20 protein-coding genes are annotated in these 18,623 nt (G+C 40.0%); 11 read left to right on the forward strand and 9 right to left on the reverse strand.

Annotated features, from left to right (window positions below; translation table 11 throughout):
- Nucleotides 1-480, forward strand: coding sequence for a hypothetical protein (locus DRW42_RS16680; RefSeq protein WP_208643579.1), 480 nt, complete (start codon nt 1-3; stop codon nt 478-480).
- 244 nt (nt 481-724) lie between these two features.
- On the opposite strand, the gene DRW42_RS16685 is transcribed toward DRW42_RS16680, so the two are convergent.
- The 6 genes from DRW42_RS16685 to fumC form a co-directional block, all read right to left on the reverse strand.
- Nucleotides 725-1,492, reverse strand: coding sequence for a ThuA domain-containing protein (locus DRW42_RS16685; protein ID WP_113949970.1), 768 nt, complete (start codon nt 1,490-1,492; stop codon nt 725-727).
- A 39-nt stretch (nt 1,493-1,531) separates the two neighbouring features.
- The gene (locus DRW42_RS16690) at nt 1,532-1,966 is read right to left on the reverse strand and encodes a low molecular weight protein-tyrosine-phosphatase (protein WP_113949971.1); all 435 of its coding nucleotides are present in this window, start codon (nt 1,964-1,966) and stop codon (nt 1,532-1,534) included.
- 206 nt (nt 1,967-2,172) lie between these two features.
- Nucleotides 2,173-2,979, reverse strand: a complete 807-nt coding sequence (locus DRW42_RS16695; RefSeq protein ID WP_113949972.1) for a S1/P1 nuclease — start codon at nt 2,977-2,979, stop codon at nt 2,173-2,175.
- 1 nt (nt 2,980) lies between these two features.
- The gene (locus tag DRW42_RS16700) at nt 2,981-3,496 is read right to left on the reverse strand and encodes a fumarate hydratase (RefSeq protein ID WP_113949973.1); all 516 of its coding nucleotides are present in this window, start codon (nt 3,494-3,496) and stop codon (nt 2,981-2,983) included.
- Nucleotides 3,497-3,850: a hypothetical protein gene (locus DRW42_RS16705; protein ID WP_147243767.1), complete on the reverse strand. Its 354-nt coding sequence runs from the start codon at nt 3,848-3,850 to the stop codon at nt 3,497-3,499.
- Between the two features lie 100 nt (nt 3,851-3,950).
- Nucleotides 3,951-5,348, reverse strand: a complete 1,398-nt coding sequence (fumC, locus tag DRW42_RS16710; RefSeq protein ID WP_113949975.1) for a class II fumarate hydratase — start codon at nt 5,346-5,348, stop codon at nt 3,951-3,953.
- A gap of 267 nt (nt 5,349-5,615) precedes the next feature.
- Between fumC and rsgA the strand changes: the two genes are divergently transcribed.
- Nucleotides 5,616-6,536: a ribosome small subunit-dependent GTPase A gene (gene rsgA, locus DRW42_RS16715; protein ID WP_113949976.1), complete on the forward strand. Its 921-nt coding sequence runs from the start codon at nt 5,616-5,618 to the stop codon at nt 6,534-6,536.
- Nucleotides 6,537-6,634: 98 nt separating this feature from the next.
- Nucleotides 6,635-7,588 carry a Smr/MutS family protein gene (locus tag DRW42_RS16720; protein ID WP_113949977.1) on the forward strand — a complete coding sequence of 318 codons (954 nt, stop codon included), beginning with the start codon at nt 6,635-6,637 and terminating at the stop codon, nt 7,586-7,588.
- A gap of 223 nt (nt 7,589-7,811) precedes the next feature.
- On the opposite strand, the gene DRW42_RS16725 is transcribed toward DRW42_RS16720, so the two are convergent.
- From DRW42_RS16725 to DRW42_RS16735, 3 genes are all read right to left on the reverse strand, one after another.
- Nucleotides 7,812-8,504 (reverse strand): pirin family protein, encoded by a 693-nt coding sequence (locus DRW42_RS16725; protein ID WP_113949978.1) that lies wholly within the window; start codon nt 8,502-8,504, stop codon nt 7,812-7,814.
- A gap of 1 nt (nt 8,505) precedes the next feature.
- A complete protein-coding gene (locus DRW42_RS16730; protein WP_113949979.1) occupies nt 8,506-9,012 on the reverse strand; it encodes a hypothetical protein in 507 nt (168 codons plus the stop codon).
- A 70-nt stretch (nt 9,013-9,082) separates the two neighbouring features.
- Entirely contained in the window at nt 9,083-9,814 is a 732-nt protein-coding gene (locus DRW42_RS16735) for a dioxygenase family protein (RefSeq protein ID WP_113949980.1), read from the reverse strand.
- A gap of 631 nt (nt 9,815-10,445) precedes the next feature.
- Between DRW42_RS16735 and DRW42_RS16740 the strand changes: the two genes are divergently transcribed.
- The 8 genes from DRW42_RS16740 to DRW42_RS16770 all read left to right on the forward strand — a co-directional run bounded on the left by DRW42_RS16740 (nt 10,446) and on the right by DRW42_RS16770 (nt 18,541).
- Nucleotides 10,446-10,745 carry a hypothetical protein gene (locus DRW42_RS16740; RefSeq protein WP_113949981.1) on the forward strand — a complete coding sequence of 100 codons (300 nt, stop codon included), beginning with the start codon at nt 10,446-10,448 and terminating at the stop codon, nt 10,743-10,745.
- A gap of 140 nt (nt 10,746-10,885) precedes the next feature.
- On the forward strand, nt 10,886-14,362 hold the full coding sequence (locus DRW42_RS16745; RefSeq protein WP_113949982.1) for a preprotein translocase subunit SecA: 3,477 nt from the start codon (nt 10,886-10,888) through the stop codon (nt 14,360-14,362).
- 227 nt (nt 14,363-14,589) lie between these two features.
- Nucleotides 14,590-14,967, forward strand: coding sequence for a PEGA domain-containing protein (locus DRW42_RS16750; protein ID WP_113949983.1), 378 nt, complete (start codon nt 14,590-14,592; stop codon nt 14,965-14,967).
- A 224-nt stretch (nt 14,968-15,191) separates the two neighbouring features.
- Complete coding sequence (locus tag DRW42_RS16755; RefSeq protein ID WP_113949984.1) at nt 15,192-15,404, forward strand: hypothetical protein; 213 nt, start codon at nt 15,192-15,194, stop codon at nt 15,402-15,404.
- A gap of 167 nt (nt 15,405-15,571) precedes the next feature.
- Nucleotides 15,572-15,730: a hypothetical protein gene (locus DRW42_RS28820; RefSeq protein WP_158544360.1), complete on the forward strand. Its 159-nt coding sequence runs from the start codon at nt 15,572-15,574 to the stop codon at nt 15,728-15,730.
- A 153-nt stretch (nt 15,731-15,883) separates the two neighbouring features.
- Nucleotides 15,884-16,327 carry an SPOR domain-containing protein gene (locus DRW42_RS16760; RefSeq protein ID WP_113949985.1) on the forward strand — a complete coding sequence of 148 codons (444 nt, stop codon included), beginning with the start codon at nt 15,884-15,886 and terminating at the stop codon, nt 16,325-16,327.
- Nucleotides 16,314-17,498, forward strand: a complete 1,185-nt coding sequence (locus tag DRW42_RS16765) for a M20 metallopeptidase family protein (RefSeq protein WP_113949986.1) — start codon at nt 16,314-16,316, stop codon at nt 17,496-17,498. The genes DRW42_RS16760 and DRW42_RS16765 overlap by 14 nt, the downstream gene beginning before the upstream one ends.
- A gap of 101 nt (nt 17,499-17,599) precedes the next feature.
- Complete coding sequence (locus DRW42_RS16770) at nt 17,600-18,541, forward strand: hypothetical protein (RefSeq protein WP_113949987.1); 942 nt, start codon at nt 17,600-17,602, stop codon at nt 18,539-18,541.
- Nucleotides 18,542-18,623 lie beyond the last annotated feature (82 nt).

An 18,623-nucleotide genomic window follows, 5' to 3' on the forward strand; every position in this document is an offset into this window, starting at 1 on the left:
ATGAGCGCTTTTATCCAGAACCCTCCAGATGGCGGTACAATGTATACCGAAACCAACCTGAACCAGTTATTTCCGGAGCCTTTTAATACCATAACAAGCTGCTTTTTTCTGGCTATTGCCGTGTTCTGGACCATTAAACTTTGGGGTAATTTTAAACAGCATACTTTTTTAAGCATCGCTTTGGTACTGCTTTATATCGGTGGTATTGGCGGCACCACTTATCACGGATTAAGACGCTGGCCCATTTTTATCATGATGGACTGGATGCCGATTATGCTCCTGTGTCTTTCGGCTGGTGTTTATTTCCTGTCGAAACTTACGAAGTGGTACTTCGCCGTGCTGATTGTGGCGGTTTACGCTTTCTTTCAGTTTTATGTGAGGCGGCTTTTTAGTCATGGCGATTTTCAGATTTTCATCAACATTAACTATGCTTTTATGGCAGCGCTGGTATTGTTCCCCCGTGTTTGGTTACCTGATTAAAACCGAATGGAAAAATGGTAAATGGGTGGGTTTTGCTTTGATTGCCTTCATATTTGCGCTTACTTTCCGCATTGCGGATAAATGGGACATATTAACTATGGGTACTCATTTTTTATGGCATACTTTCGGGGCAATCGCATCTTTCTGTATGCTGAACTATATTTATCTGGTTAACTTTAAGAAAGTGCAGAAGTGATTTATCATTGAGCTTGCCGATGGAGATTCAGTAAGCCCAATGGTATATTTAGAATTTAGAGTGGGCTTTACTGTAATCTAATTTGCTCTGTTTGCCGATGGCATATTCAATGCCTCCCCATAAATGTTTCTGGAATTTATCTTCAGCCCAACCTTCTTTGGTATGGCCCATACAGGTGTAAAATGCCCTGCCACCATCAAAGTTGTGGTACCAGCTAAAAGGATGGAAATCGCCGTTTTTACCACCGGTGTACGATTTTTCGTCTAAGGTGATCAGTACTTTAATATCAGGGTTAATATCTTTAAAGTTATAAAGTTCATCTTTTCTCATCCAAACCGAATCAGTGAAAAATTTGGTAGCAGGATGTTTTTTGTCTTTAATGATAAACTTAGCTTCCTGTACCGCCGGGTGGCTAATAAAATACGCACCGGCCAGTTTACCATACCAGGGCCAGTCGTATTCGGTATCTGTTGCAGCATGGATGCCCACGTAACCTCCGCCTGCCTGGATATACCTTTCGAAAGCAACCTGTTGTTTGTTATCGAGTACATCACCCGTTGTACTTAAAAAAATAACAGCTGCATAATTTTTAAGGTTATCTTCGGTAAATAGACCAGCATTTTCGGTTGTATCTACGTCAAAGTGATGTTCTGTTCCCAGTTTCTGGATAATTTCTTTACCGATTTCAATAGAATTGTGTCTGAAACCTTTTGTTTTGGAAAAAACCAAAACTTTAGCTTGTTTTTTTGCGGTGGTAAATGCCTGGAATAAAAAAACAGATGCGATTAATAAACACAGGGATAGGTACTTTTTCATTTTTAACTTGGTTAGGATGATGAATTGTAAGCCTTAAATTTAAGAAAGTTGTTTGATAATTTCCATACATCTTTCTTCAACCTGTTTGCAAACAGGGCTAAACAGTGTATTATCCCAATATGGGTCTGTAACTTCGTCGTTATCAAGGAAAAGTTTAACTTTTTTTCGCTCTTCATCGGTTTTAGCCAGATTTTTCACATCTGCTAAATTGTTCCTGTCCATTACTAAAATCAGGTCGTACCGGGCAAACATTGCATGGTTAAACTGCTGCGCCCGTTGTTTGCTAATATCGTAGCCCATTGCTTTAGCAGCTGCAATACTCCTATGATCGGGGGCTTTTCCAATGTGCCAGTTACCCGTTCCTGCCGAAGCAATTTCCCAGTTTAAATGTTTTTCATCTGCCAGGTGTTTCATAATGCCTTCGGCCAGTGGCGAACGGCAGATGTTACCGAGGCAAACCATTAAAATTTTCAATATTATTTGGGTTTTAATGTAAACACGTAAGTTACGGTATATGTAGTATTGTTCCGCTCAAAACGTATTTATATTTAATTGTAATGATTTAATTTTTAATTGTGCGTCCTATATCGCGACCGTCATGCTGAATTTATTTCAGCATCTTTCCTGCAAAAAAGCCCCAAGCCTGTTAGCATTGGGGCATCGAATAATGATAAAGTAATTTATCCGTAAATATCGTTCAGCATTTTTGCTAAACGCACACCACCTTTTAATAACTGATTATTCAGTGTGTCAACCCAATCAAAGTTGTAACGGTAACTTAATTTAGAATCGGGTTTGGTGGTATCATAAATTTTATTGCAAATGGTATACGATTCGTAAATGCAATCTTTTAAATTCGTGTTCTGCCAGTTGTAAAGCTGCACGGCCGAAGCGTGGTTAATGGCTTTTGCATATTCGGTATAACTTAATTGTTGGTACTCGATAAGCTGCTCATCCCAAACCCTGTGAATGTTCGATTTTTCGTTAAACCATAATACCGAAACGCGGTTACCCCCTAAATCTTCTTTACGTGCAACATGCATGGGCTGACATAAATCGCCCGCCAGGTGCACCAACATGCGTAAAGCCAGTTTCTTTTCGGATGGTGTGCTACTTGTTTTCTTTAAAACGGCAATTAAATCAGGGATTTTGGTGTAAAGACTTGGCGATTTTTCCGTTTCCAGAAAGTTATAAACGCCGTCTTTATTCAATCCTGCCGGAAGGTTAACAAAGTGCCAGTTGTACATGTAATTGTAAGTAGAGTCTGATTTGATAAAATCGCCCCAATTGGCGCTCATGGCCAAAGTTTCGTAGCCTAAAATATCCTGAATGGCTTTGCGCGTTTTTGCCTTTAAATAGCTATCGGCAATTTCGCCTACCACACGGTGGCCAATGGTTCCCCAGGCATTTGCCTGCATAGGTAAATAAGCCAGAAAACCAACGGCAACAGCCGTGGCTAATTTCTTTTTAATTGATGCTAAAATCATTTTATAATTCTTTTTGTACGCAGGTGATTTTTTGTTTGAGGATTAATTTGATTTCGCGCTGATCGCTTAAACTCTCTAAAGATAAGGTATCTGCTGAACGTTTTTTAATCAGGAAATTCTTTTCGTATCTGCCGATGCGGTAACAACCCGATATTTTTTGTTTGTAATTGGCATGTGTAAAAGTGGCTCCAACAAAGAGCGTATCACCCCTAACTGCATAAACACCTTTTGCATATTCTTTCCAGATGCCATTATTATAGCACGAATCTTCGTACAGGTTCACTTTGCTGTGTGTAACCATATCGATGTAGACTGAATCGCAGGTAAATTTAAAGTGATGCCGGGTGTAATTGCTCAGTTTATTGCTAAAAGCCACCGAATCTTCGTTCCAAACACCCTGCATAAAATCTTCGCCCTTGCCCTGGATGTTTGGCCTCGGACTACAGGCCACAAGTAAAATGGAAAATGTAAAAAGGATGATGTAGAAACCCTTTAAGCGGGGAAGTGCTTTATTCATTTATGGTAAATCGTTGCTTTTAGGGAACTGATCTTTGATGATGTTGTTCTTTTTAAGGATGTTGGTAACCAGGATTAAAAAACCCGCAGCAAAACAAATACTTGCAATAAAACTAATGATGCCCGTTACGGTATAATATTTCGAAACATCTGTGTAAGGCATATTTCTGCTGCTTATCCAATAGGGCACTAAAATATAAAACAAGTGTGTAAGTAATCCTATTCCTGATCCAATGGTCATAAGAACAGCTTCAGCGGTGTTTTTTTTGCTTAATAAATAACAGCAGGTTCCGAAAATGATGCATGGTGAAATAATGGATATCATGCTCATGAGCGTAGCGAATATTGAATTCATATTTGTCTATTTTTAGATGAAATGTATTGATTTATAACCGCCTACTACTGTAAATGTTTTAAACCGCTAAAGCATTTAGCCATAGCGGTTTAAATAGCTGTTATTTTAAGCTGCCAACCATATCTTCAGGGCGTACCCATTCATCAAACTGTTCTGCAGTTAATAAACCCAGCTCAACGGCTGCCGCTTTTAATGTTTTATTTTCTTTATGCGCTTTTTTAGCAATTTTAGCGGCATTCTCATAACCCACATGCGGATTTAAAGCCGTAACCAGCATCAAAGAATTTTGAAGATGTTTCTCAATTTCAGGCAGGTTAGCTGTAATTCCTTCCGCACATTTTACAGTGAAAGAAACGCAGGCATCGCCGATTAAACGTGCCGATTGCAATACATTGGCTGCAATTACAGGTTTAAATACGTTAAGTTCGAAATGGCCGTTCATTCCGCCAACCGAAACCGCTACATCGTTACCAATTACCTGTGCGCAAACCATGGTTAAAGCTTCTGGTTGTGTTGGGTTAACTTTACCCGGCATAATTGATGATCCAGGTTCGTTATCAGGAATCACGATTTCGCCGATACCACAACGCGGACCAGAGCTTAACATCCTAACATCGTTGGCAACTTTCATTAAAGCTACCGCTGTACGTTTTAATGCGCCCGAAAGTTCTACCATTGCATCATGTGCAGCTAAAGCCTCAAATTTATTTGGGGCCGTAACGAAAGGTAATCCGGTTAAATCAGCAATTTTTTTAGCCACTAAAACATCATATCCCTTTGGTGTATTTAAACCTGTACCCACAGCAGTACCGCCCAAAGCCAGTTCGGCAACCATTATCAAAGCATTTTTAATGGCCCTGATGCTGTTATCGATCTGTTGTACGTAACCCGAAAATTCCTGGCCCAGGGTAAGCGGTGTAGCATCCATAAAGTGTGTACGTCCGGTTTTGGTAATGCCGGCAAATTCTTCCACTTTTTTAGCTAAAACATTTCTTAATTGTGTTAAGCCGGGGATGGTATTTTCTACGGTAAGTTTATATGCCGCAATGTGCATTGCAGTTGGGAAAGTATCGTTTGATGATTGTGATTTATTTACATCATCGTTAGGATGAAGCACTTTTTTATCGTCGGCCAGTGCACCGCCGTTAATTACATGCGCACGGTTGGCAATTACCTCGTTTCCGTTCATGTTGCTTTGCGTACCCGATCCTGTTTGCCAGATGACTAATGGAAACTGATCATCCAATTGGCCGGCAATAATTTCGTCGCAGGCTTTAGCAATCAATTCTGCTTTTTCTGCAGGCAATACACCAAGTTCGGTATTTGCCAAAGCTGCTGCTTTTTTCAGGTATCCAAAAGCATGGATAATTTCTTTTGGCATCGAACCTTCCGGACCGATTTTAAAGTTATTGCGTGAGCGTTCGGTTTGTGCACCCCAGTATTTGTCGGCAGGCACCTGCACCTCGCCCATGGTATCGTGTTCTATTCTGAAACTCATTATATTTTGATTTTTGTTGTCGCAAATTTAGGTTTTTTGCCCTTTAAAGCGTTGAATTTATGTAAGATATTTGGTAGATAATAAAATATCTTAAAGTTCGGCATTTTTACCTACGGATGCACGCAGATAAACGCAGGTTTATATCAGTATGCATCCCCATCTGAACGGCAGGGCAGGCTTTTTATCAGTTTAATGGCTTAAATTAATGATATTGCCACCAGGGCCCGTTTCTGTCAATGAAATCATATTCATACCTTTACCGCAAATATGCAGGGATTAGTTATCAAATCTACAGGAAGCTGGTATAGTGTTCTGGCCGATAATGGCGAACGCTACGATTGCCGGATTGTGGGTAAATTCAGGATTAAAGGACTTAAAACCACCAACCCGCTTGCGGTTGGTGACCAGGTAAAATTTGATCTGGAAAAAGACAGTAACCAGGGCTTGATTAACGAAATGCTGCCGCGTAAAAACTACATCATCCGTAAATCCATCAACCTGAGCAAACAGGCTCAGATATTGGCAGCCAATTTAGATATGGCAATGCTGGTGGTTACACTGGCCTCGCCACGAACTTCTTTAGGCTTTATCGACCGTTTTTTGGTTACTGCCGAAGCTTATGATGTTCCTGCAGTTTTGGTGTTCAATAAACTTGATCTGTTTAGCAAAGAAGGGTTGGAGATTTTGCAGGAATTTAAAGATATTTACGAGAATATCGGTTATGCCTGTTACGAAGTTTCTGCTTTAAAAGGAATTAATATTCCGGTTATTCAGGAGTTGATTACCAATAAAATTACTTTAATTTCCGGGCACTCAGGTGTAGGAAAATCAAGTCTGATCAATGCTTTATTACCCGATCGCGATTTGAGAACAGGAGAAGTTTCAGACTGGAGCGATAAAGGGCAGCATACTACTACTTTTGCAGAGATGTTCGAATTACCACAGGGTGGATTCATTGTAGATTCTCCGGGGATTAGGGAATTGGGTGTTATCGATATCGAAAAGGATGAATTAGGGCATTTTTTCAGGGAAATTTTTAAAACCTCTCACGATTGCCGGTTTAACAATTGCAGGCATGTTAACGAACCGGGCTGCGCTGTTATCGAAGCCGTAAATGAAGGTGAAATTGCCATTTCGAGATACGAAAGTTACCTGAGTATTTATCACGGTAACGATACGCGTCATTAATGGAGTTGGAAATTCGGAGTCCGAAGATATGATGTGCGATAGACAACTCTTAATTGAACCAATAAATTATTAAAAACCTTTGCTTAAAAAATAAAGAGATGAAGTTTAAACTGGGAGATTTTGTGCGTTTTGTTGATGAAAAACGTGAAGGATATGTAACCAAAATTATTGATGCGCAAACTTTAGGCGTTACGGATGAGGATGGTTTTGAAATTCCTGTTGCGGTAAGTAATCTAACTTCTGTACATGGTCATGGTGTGGTTGCCGAAGAATTGGATACCCCTAAACCGATCCATGTAAATATTCCTAATATAAGCAAAATCGAAAATGGCATTTATGTAGCTGTTGCTACCGATGATAAAGCTGGCAATGTGGTACATTTTCACTTGCAGAATCATTCGCCAAATGTTTTGCTGGTAAGTCTCACTATTGAGCGGAAAGAAAAATATACAGGTGCTTTTCATGGCATCATCCAGGCTTACGCTTCAAGCCTGGTTTATTCTGCCTCGCTGGCTGATTTGGATCTTTGGCCCGAATTTAACTTTCAGGTGCTGGTATTTAACAAAGCTGATGTTAAGCCGATTGATCCGCTGGTGATCCGCAAGAAATTCAGGGCAAAAGATTTTAGTACCGAACAGAAAGAACTACCCCAGTTAAAAAATAAAGGCTGGCTGATCCGTTTAGACGACCTGGTTCCGGTAACGATTGATGCACAGAAATTAAAAGAAAGTTTTTTTAAATCTGCAGAAGAGAAAAGAACGGTTGAAGCACCACAGAAAGAAATAGATCTGCATATCGAAAAACTCAGAGATGATCACCATTTTTTGGAAGCGGATGAAATGTTGCAGATACAGATCAACTATTTTCAGAATGCCATGGATGCTGCGGTAGTCCATCATTTTGATAAAATTGTTTTTATTCACGGCTCTGGCAATGGTACATTAAGGGATAAAATCCATAAACTGATCAGTAAAAACCCGCATGTGAAAACCTATATGGATGCACGGAAAGAAAAATTCGGCTATGGCGCTACCGAAGTTGTGTTTAAATGATGTAAAAGGGAAGAGGTGAGATGGATGATGGAGGAGCTTTCTCCCGCCATTCGTCATTTCGACCACGCCATTCGTCATTCTGAACTTGTTTCAGAATCTATCCAGTAAATTAAAGATTCTTCACTGCGTTCAGAATGACAGAAAATGAATGTCATCCTTGAGCCTGTCGAAGGACTCAGCGGTAATCTTCTAAATCTGCGGGAAAAATTAGAACAATAATCCGCTAAAACCCAAACTCCAAAACCACCACAATCGCATTATTGCTCAGGGCTTCCAGCTCTACCTGTTCAATATCCCAAAGGGCGAGACCGTCTCTGGCATGCATTAAACGACCTTCAATTTCGAAAGCACCATCAATAATAAAAGCATAAAACTGACGCTGCTTGTGCTGTATTTTATAAATAGCCTCTTTTCTGCCGGCAAAAATACCTGCACTTAATTTAAAGGGTAATTTCGGGTTGGATATAATTTCGATTAACTGGTTCTGGTTCTGTCCGAAGTCGAAATTAAAAAGCATTTCACTCGCCCGCATTAAAAACATATCCGTTTTAATTCCGAACTGGATATAATTGATCACATCATTTGGGTAAGGATTGCTGATTTCGAGTACTTCACCCTTTCCCATATTCAATACCTGTACCTGCCCGGTTTCTAAGGCAAATTCTTTTCCGTTGGCAACAATATCCATAGCACCGGTAATGGGCATAAATAGCTGCAGCGAATCTTCTTTGCATAGAAAAAAAGTAACTTTCCCACCCAAAACCGATTCATCGTTGCATAAAAATAAATTACCAAGGGCTTCTTTATGTTCGCTGTAATATTTCTCGAAATTAAAAGTGCTGTACCTTCTTAATACCGAAGTTTCGGTTAACCCGCGTTCGTCGGCCAAAAATATTTTCCCAGGGCTAAGTTCCATTTTAATGCATGTTTTTTATGGAGTGGATGCTTACAAAAGGCTGTAGCTGAAAAAGGTTGGTGAACGTTTCCTCTTCATCTGTTTCTTTAAATTGTGATACTAAAAGCAGGTTATCAATTGTACTGTGCCATATTAATGGTTTTGAAAAGAAATTTACGGCTACTTTATGCTTCTCCGGGTCGTTAATGTCCGAATTAATGATCTCGAACTTAAAATTTTCAAAAGTCAAAAACCGCCTGCCCAGGTTATCGAGTATATCAGGGATAATTCCATTCAGCTGCCTTAAATAGCCTGTAATGGCTGCACTTACTAAAAAATGAAGTTTCTCGGCTTCGGGTATATTCAACAGCATTTCTGCAAAAGTGGTAAACTGTTGTTCCTGATTATAAAACTGCGCCTGCATTTTAAATTCTGCAAAACTATCTTCGTGTACAAACTTATCCCAATAACTGGTATTGCCTGCATCGATAATTTTCCGGTAGCAAAGCGTAATCACTTTTTTCAACATGGCATAAAATTAAAAAAGACGCTAAGAATTCCTAGCGCCTTCATAAAAATAAAACAATTATAAGGATATACTATGCTTTAACATTTACTTTAAATGTAAGATCGAAACCTGCGGCCAGTGTTCCGCTCACCGTAGCTATTTCTATACCTGTTTTATCATCACTAAAAACATTGTCGGCATTATTGTAGGTATAGCCGGTTAAGCCTTTACTATAGCCGTTTACCAATGCTACCGATGTTCCGGCGCCCTCAGGGAAAGCAATTTGTGTAACCATTAATGAAGTACCGGCAGCATTATAAACATGCACATGGATGTGTGTTGCACGACCACTGTACCAGCCCGGGAAAATGGTTGTAAAAGTTACCAGGCCATTGGCATCTGTAGTTTGGCGGCCCCGCAAAAAATGCACCGATTGATAATTGGTACTCTGCATGCCAGTGCCCCCGTATTCAGAATAATTGCCTTCAGCATCGCAATGCCAGATATCGACTATAGCCCCCGCCAGGCCTGCGCAATTGTTGTTCAGGTTACCGATGGTGATTTTTACAGTGAGTTTATAGCCTGAGCGACCATCCGTAATATCGCTACGCACATACGACGCCGGTACTTTTGTTGGGAAAGGCCCTTCGGTTTCTGTAGGTGCTACAGTACAGGTTCCGTTGGTGCTGGCTGTTGTTCCGGCAGTGCCTGATCCTGATGTGTTTGTCCCATCCATGATGCTGCTTTTTTTGCAGGCCTCAATAATTACAGGAGTTGAGATGGCTCCGATCATTAAGCTTCTGATGAAATTTTTTCTTTCCATAGTCAATGCGTTTTGTTTCGTTGGATTAAAGTTGCCGCAAAAGGGTTTAACTGTAACAATTGTATCGACAAACACGAGATTTGAACCGTTAAAGGCCTTGGGAGCCTGTCATTTCTCCGATTCTGTCATCCGGAGCGCAGCGAAGGATCTTTAAAATATCATCATTTCGCTCTAATCGATTAGTTTACCCTTATCGTATAGTTTTCTCCCATCCACACAGTCTTGCCTCGGCTCGCCGCCGCCGAGGGGCTCTTTCTTTTCTCTTGATAGAAAAGAAACAAAAGATCAAGGCTTGGATCTGATGTCGGATAAATTCGTCAAAGCTTTTTGGTCGCCAGCACAAGCCCACGATGAAAAATCGGGTAGGGCGTGCTGCCTCGGGGCAGTGCTGATTGAATGGGGGTGCAAAAACTTTAATGTTTTATCCTTCCACCATCTCCTATGCCGGATGGCAAGGTGCAGATAGCATGATTCGATAGCAGGGTGCGATAAATATTTTCCTCGAGCCTTTCCCTTTCAGGGGGAGGTGTCGGTAGACGGATAGGGGTTGGGGCGGATAGGGGCACGCTTTTTGCTTTAGGCAGATTTCGTTTTATATTATAAAAGATTAAAAGTAGCTTTGCCGCTATTAATGAAACACTTTGTTACCATATCGCTTGTATTTTTTAGCTTAACACATTTGGCAAAAGCCGAACGCGTTGAAGGGCTGAGGATATTGAACGAGTATTGTAAGGAATGCAAAATCAGTGTTAATGCGGCTGGCCAAACATCCAATCAGCTTAACGAACATCGTAATCCATACCTGTTATCCTATACCAAACTGGCCTTAATTGGTGTTCAGCCTCAATTAAAGGTCGAAAAATATGTATGTGTAAACCAGGTAATCGCCGATTTAACAATCAGGAAAAAACCGAAGAACAATAGTCCCTAGTTTATCATTCACAGATAAAATCTTTTAGAAGATTTTTTACCCCTTATTTATATCAGCAACTGCCAATCTGACTTAAGGAAGACAATGGCTTGGTTGTTGTAACACACCATTTTTTAATAATAAATACGAATTAAAACATAATGTTAGGATTTTTAGCGAAGATTTTCGGAAGTAAATCAGAAAGAGATATAAAGGCCATACAGCCCCTGGTTGTAAAGATAAACGAACACTACAGTAAATTATCTGTGCTTAGCAACGATGAGTTACGTGGTAAAACCATTGAGTTTAAAGAGAAGATTGCTGCCTTCTTAACCGAAATCGATGGGAAAATTTCAGCCTTAAAAGCTGAAGCAGAAAGCGAAGAATTAGATCTTCACCAAAAAACAGCTATTTACGATCAGGTTGATGCTTTAGGTAAAGACCGCGATGCAGAATTAGAAAAAGTACTGTTGGAAATTCTTCCGGAGGCTTTTGCTGTAATTAAAGAAACTTCACGCCGTTTAAGCGAAAACGATTATTTAGAGGTTACTGCAACCCAGTTCGACAGGGATTATGCCGCAGGAAGAAACAATGTGAAAATTGTTGGCGATAAAGCACAATGGGCCAATAAATGGGATGCTGCCGGAACGGAAGTAGCCTGGAACATGGTACATTACGATGTACAGTTAATTGGTGGTATTGTATTGCACAGCGGTAAAATTGCCGAGATGGCTACCGGTGAGGGTAAAACCCTTGTTAGTACATTGCCAGCTTATTTAAATGCATTGGCCGGACAGGGTGTACACATCGTTACGGTGAATGATTACCTTGCACGCAGGGATAGTGAGTGGAATGGTCCGTTATTTGAATTCCATGGTTTAACGGTTGATTGTATCGATAAACATGAGCCAAACTCGGAAGAAAGAAGAAAAGCTTATGCTGCAGATATCACTTACGGAACCAATAATGAGTTCGGTTTCGATTACCTGCGTGACAATATGTCGCAAACACCAGATCAGTTGGTACAACGCAAGTTGCATTTTGCCATGGTGGATGAGGTCGATTCAGTTTTAATTGATGATGCCCGTACCCCTTTAATTATTTCCGGTCCGATCCCACGCGGAGATGAGCATGAGTTTTATGAGTTGAAACCACGTATCGAACGTTTGGTTAATGCACAAAAAGCTTATGTAACCCAGGCGTTAAACGAGGCTAAGAAATTAATTAACGCTGGTAACAGCGGAACTGAAGAGGGCGAAGGTGGTTTGGCTTTATTACGTGCTTACCGTGGTTTACCAAAAAATAAAGCTTTAATCAAATTTTTAAGCGAAAGCGGTATCCGTGGCCTGTTATTAAAAACAGAGAACCATTATATGGCAGATCAATCTAAGAATATGCCTAAGGTAGATTCTGAATTGTATTTCTATATCGATGAAAAAAATAACCAGGTAGAATTAACCGAAAAAGGTATCGAACTGATTACGCAATCTGGCGAAGACCCACATTTCTTTGTATTGCCTGATGTAGGCACTGAAATTGCAGAACTTGAAAAATCTGATATCGCTTTAGAAGATAAGGTTGTTCAAAAAGATGCTTTAATGCGCGATTATTCTGTTAAGGCAGAACGTATCCACTCGGTTAACCAGTTATTAAAAGCTTATACTTTGTTCGAAATTGATGTAGAATACATCATCGACGAAGGGAAAATCAAAATTGTAGATGAGCAAACCGGCCGTATTATGGATGGCCGCCGTTATTCTGACGGTTTACACCAGGCCATTGAGGCAAAAGAAAATGTAAAGGTTGAGGATGCTACCCAAACTTATGCAACTGTAACTTTACAGAACTATTTCCGTATGTACCACAAACTTTGCGGTATGACGGGTACTGCAACCACAGAGGCAGGAGAGTTCTGGTCGATCTATAAATTAGATGTGGTAGAAATCCCTACTAACAGGAACATTTCGAGGATTGATGAGCAGGATTATGTTTACCGTACCGTTCGCGAAAAATATAATGCCGTTGCTGCAGAGATACAATACCTTGTTTTCCCATATTCTCATTACGAAACTGAATATGAAACAGATAAAGAAGGTAATATCAAGCAAAAAGATGGTAAACCGGTTGTTAAATACGATCAAACCGGCAGAGCTGTACCAAAACTGGATGCTAAAGGGGCTTTAATTCCTGCGGTTAATCCTGAAACAGGACAATTACAGCCACAGGCAGGCCGCCCGGTATTGGTGGGTACAACCTCTGTTGAGATTTCGGAATTGTTAAGCCGTATGCTTAAACTACGTGGAATTAAACATAACGTACTGAATGCTAAAATGCACCAGAAAGAGGCCGATATCGTTGCCGAAGCTGGTCAGGCCGGAACGGTTACCATTGCAACGAACATGGCCGGTCGTGGTACCGATATTAAATTAGGCGCAGGTGTTAAAGAAGCTGGCGGTTTAGCCATCGTTGGTACCGAGCGTCACGAATCGCGTCGTGTAGACAGGCAGTTACGTGGTCGTGCAGGTCGTCAGGGCGATCCGGGTTCATCTCAGTTCTTCGTTTCACTGGAAGATAACTTAATGCGTTTATTCGGGTCTGAGCGTATCTCCAGTATCATGGTACGTATGGGTATCGAAGATGGCGAGGTGATCCAGCACTCTATGATTACCAAATCAATCGAACGTGCACAGAAAAAAGTAGAAGAAAACAACTTTGGTATCCGTAAACGTTTACTGGAGTACGATGATGTGATGAACTCGCAGCGTACTGTAATTTACGCTAAACGTAAAAACGCTTTATTTGGCGAACGTTTAGATGTGGATATGAACAACATGGTTTTCGACGTTGCCGAAGATATCGTAACCGAATACAAACAGGAAGCTAATTTTGATGGCTTTAAATTAGAAGTGATTAAAAACTTCTCTTTGGATACAGCCATTACCGAAAAAGAATTCACGTCGACAAGCATCCCTCAGTTAACCGAAATATTGTTCGAAGAAGCGGAAGCATTTTATGCACGTAAATCAGAAGCGATCATTCAACAATCACTACCTGTTTTAACTCAGGTTTACGAAGAACGCGGATCGCACATCGAGCAGATTGTAGTGCCTTTTACTGATGGTATTAGAGGTATCCAGGTTGCAGTTGACCTGAAAAAAGCTATCGACAATAAAGGAAAAGAAGTGGTTCGTGCATTCGAAAAAACCATTGTACTCGCCCTGATTGATGACAGCTGGAAAGAGCATTTACGCGAAATGGACGATTTAAAACAATCGGTTCAGAATGCGGTATACGAGCAGAAAGATCCATTGGTAATCTACAAAATGGAGGCCTTCAATTTATTTAAAAGCATGCTTAATGTTGTAAATAAAGAAGTAGTAAGTTTCTTATACAAAGGTGGAATCCCTGTTCAGCAGGAGCCTGATCAGGTGAGAGAAGCACCAGCTCCGGTAAAACAGCCAAAATTGCAAACCACCAAACAGGAGTTCGGTAGAGAAGAACCAGGCATCGAATTTGGCGATACACGTGAGGCACTTCCGCAACAACCTGTCCGTAAGGAAGCAACTGTTGGCAGAAATGAACCTTGCCCTTGTGGTAGTGGTAAAAAATATAAAAATTGCCACGGTGCTAGCTTATAATTAGCATATTATAACATACCAAGCCCCGACATTTTTTGTCGGGGCTTTTTTATTGAACTAAATTTTTAATTATCAGGTAAACTCCTATCTTAGTAAAGATCAATTTGAAGTTGGTAGGCAATTTTCAAATGACCTTAATAAAATTAAAAAATGGAGTCTGGAAACCATAAAAAACGGGGCGTAACTGAAAAGCCATAAGAGTAAGGACACACACAACACACACACAAATGAAAAGAATTTTTAACGTTGCCGCTGTTTCAGCGACATTGCTGCTATCGAGCTGCGCCACTATTTTTACCGGCACAAAGCAAACCGTTCAGGTCAACTCCAATCCGCCGGCCGCTACTATTGAGGTGGATGGGGTTAAAGCAGGGATAACACCCATGGCTGTGCCCTTGAAAAAAGGTTTTACCGGGCAAACCATCAGTTTAAAACTTGATGGTTACGAAACCAAAACATTCCAGCCCCAAACTACATTTAATCCTGTTGCTGTATTGAATGTTATAGGTTTGTTTGGCTTCGCAATCGATGCCGCTACAGGTGCAATGATGAAATATGACCCCGCGGTATACGAATTTACCTTAGAGCAAAAGAAAACGAATTAATTTATTTTCTTAATGGAAATAATTCAAAAAGCCGGATTTCGAAAGGAGTCTGGCTTTTTTGTTTTCTTAACAATAACATTCTCTAAAAATCGTCATCTCGACTGAAGCGCAGCGAAATGGAGAGATCTATACATTAATATTTTTCAATTAATTTTTCTGTATTAACGAAACGTTTGAGAATCGTATATTGTTGATATATAGTTATATTTTTAGTATTTTTGAGTATGAGAACAGTAACCTTAGATATTTTAAATGATAAAGCGCTGGATCTTTTGAAAGATTTAGAGTTGCTTAAAATTATCCGTTTAAGAATAGATTCTAATGTGCAGGATGTATCTGGCGATAATCTAATCTCAAAATATAAGGGTGTTATACAAAAACAGTCAATTTCTGAAGTTGACAAACAATTAGATAATATTCGGAACGAGTGGGAATAACTACCGACAATTTTATATAAGTGGTCGTCCTCGACTGTAGCGTAGCGAAATGGAGAGATCTATCTCAAGGCAGATTTCTCGACTGCGTTGCACTCCGCTCGAAATGACGATTCGGGGGAAAAGCTAATCATCAAAATATCTTTCAAATTAAAGTCGTATTTTTAATTATGACTACAATTATTAGAATAATTTCTGATTCTATTGCTACTATGCTTTCTGAAGAACAACAAGAAGAAATTATTTCATCCCATGAACAAATTAATAATGGTTTGTTTGTAACCCAGTCAGATTTGGATGATGAAATAAATAAATGGCTAAATAAATAATTTGGCTGAGTAGGACTAGCTATTCAAATACCCACAGATTAAACTATTTGCTTAACCCATAAAGAATGCCGATTTTTGCAACGATTTCGGCATTCTTGTTGTTAAGAAGAAATGAGATGATACATCGCTCACCAAATGCCAATTATTTTGCTGATGAAAATTACAATAACTTTTATACTCTGTCTACTCTTTACCATTACTGCTTTTGCACAAAAAGGAGAAGTAACGGTTATAAAAGATTCTTTGATTGATAGTTTAATTGCCAAGCGCCTCGAAGTTTATAAAACCACAGGCGAAGTAAAACCAGGCAAACCCATTGTTTCTGCATACGGTTACCGGGTACAGATTTTTTACGGATCAGACCGGCGCGAGGTTTTTAATGAGCAGGCTCGTTTTAAAGGCTTATACCCGCAATTAAATACTTACCTCACCTACAAAGAACCCAATTATTATGTTCGGGTGGGCGATTTCAGGAGCCGCTTAGAGGCACAACGTCTTATCAACGAACTCAGACCAGCTTTCCCAACATTATTTATTTTTAGGGAAAAAATCAATGCACCAACTTTAGATACCACAACAACCAATGATCAAAAATAAAGTACAGGAACTGGCCGCTCACATTTTTAATGATGTAGTGGGCTATCGTCAACATATCCATGCCAATCCCGAATTATCATTCAAAGAATTCGAAACCTCGTTATTCATTAAGGACAAATTAAAAAAATGGGGAATTGAATATACCGATTGTGCCAATACGGGCGTAGTGGGGTTAATTAAAGGGAATTTACCTTCTGATCAGGTAATTGCCTTACGTGCCGATATGGATGCTTTACCTATCCACGAAGCAAACGATAAACCTTACCGTTCTAAAAACCATGGCGTAATGCATGCCTGCGGACATGATGTACACACTTCTTCACTTTTAGGAACGGCTTATATCTTAAACCAGTTAAAAGATGATTTCGGTGGAACCATTAAACTGATTTTCCAGCCTGCCGAAGAACTTTTACCCGGTGGAGCAAGCATCATGATCAAGGAAGGTGTACTCGAAAACCCGAAACCTCACCATATTGTTGGTCAGCATGTAATGCCTTTAATCGATGCCGGTAAAGTGGGTTTCCGTTCGGGTATTTATATGGCTTCTACAGATGAACTATATGTTACCGTAACCGGAAAGGGTGGTCATGGTGCACAACCACACCAGAATATCGATCCTGTTTTAATCGCTTCGCATATTATAATTGCTTTGCAGCAAGTGGTAAGCCGTAATGCCGATCCGCGTATCCCATCTGTTTTATCTTTTGGTAAGGTAATTGCCAATGGTGCAACCAACATTATCCCGAACGAAGTAAAAATTGAAGGCACATTCAGGACTTTAGACGAGGAGTGGAGAGACGAAGCACACAAACGCATGAAAAAAATGGCAGAGGGCATTGCCGAAAGCATGGGCGGAAGTTGCGATTTCGACATCCACAGAGGTTATCCATTTTTAATCAACGAAGAAAAACTAACGGCCAATGCAAGGGCTTTTGCAGAAGAGTTTTTGGGTAAAGAAAATGTGGTTGATTTAGATATCTGGATGGCTGCCGAAGATTTTTCTTTCTACTCGCAGGTAACAGATGCCTGTTTTTATCGTTTAGGTACCGGGAATGCTGCAAAAGACACACAATACTCGGTACATACCCCAAGATTTGACGTAGATGAAGATGCCCTGAAAATCTCAACGGGGTTAATGGCTTACATTGCTTTAAAACAACTAGGAAACTAGGATGTAAGACGTAAAAATGTAATATGGGTGATGGAGGAGTTTTTATTCCATCATCCATTTTCCATCTCACATCGTCCATCATCTATTTACATATTTCTTCCATGAAAAAATTATTTTTGTTTTTACTGTTTACCGCACTCGTTTATAAAGGTTTTACACAGGAAATCCCGCGTTTCAATCCGGATACGATTAAAACCATTACGCTCGATTCAACAGTGAACATCAAGGCCGAAAAACTGAATGTGGAGACTTTCATCAGGAAAGTAATGTACGATACTTCTTTTTATCAGTCGTTCAGGGATATGAAACGTTATACTTTCATTGCCGAAAACAGGATTTACAGTTACGACAAAAAGAACAAGGTTGATGGAAAAATATACCGTAAAATAAGGCATAACAATAGTGGGCCTTACAAAATGGAATACCTGGTAAAACAGGATACCGGGAAAATTTATAAGAAGAACGGTAAGTATCAGTTATACACTGTAGAAATGTTCGATTACATTTTTATGAATTCGTATAACACCGATTTTGTTCCCAATGCACCAAAACCTGACGGAAAAGGCGGTACAAACGAAAGTTATAAGGACAAGCTGAAAACCCTGGTTTTTAATCCCGGAAGGCCGGTAAAAGTGCCGTTTATCGGTAGCAAAACCGAAATATTTTCTGCCAATATGCGCCAGTATTACGATTATGGTTTTATTAGTGGCACTTACCTGGATTCTATCCCGGTTTACCGGTTCAGGGTATCGGTTAAGCCTGATTTAAGCAGCTGGACAAAAGATGGCATTATGATCAAAGAACTGGTAACTATTTTTGATAAACGCAATTTTAATATTCTTGGTCGTTACATCGATATGAAATACAGTAACATGCTGTTCGATTTTGATGTGCAGATGAATATCGAAATGGGCTATTTTGGGGAAGATAAACTGCCAACTAAAATTACCTACCAGGGTAACTGGGATTACCCTTTCAAAAAAGAAGAACGGGCAAGTTTTTTAATTGTGCACAAAGATTACAAACTTGAAAAAGGCAAATAAAGATTCGACTACTGCCTGCCTTTACCCTATCCCGATTTAACATCGGGATCAGGTCTATTCTGCATAAAAAGCGCCAACCTCG

The sequence above is a fragment of the Pedobacter miscanthi genome, assembly GCF_003315595.1.
Taxonomy (GTDB): domain Bacteria; phylum Bacteroidota; class Bacteroidia; order Sphingobacteriales; family Sphingobacteriaceae; genus Pedobacter; species Pedobacter miscanthi.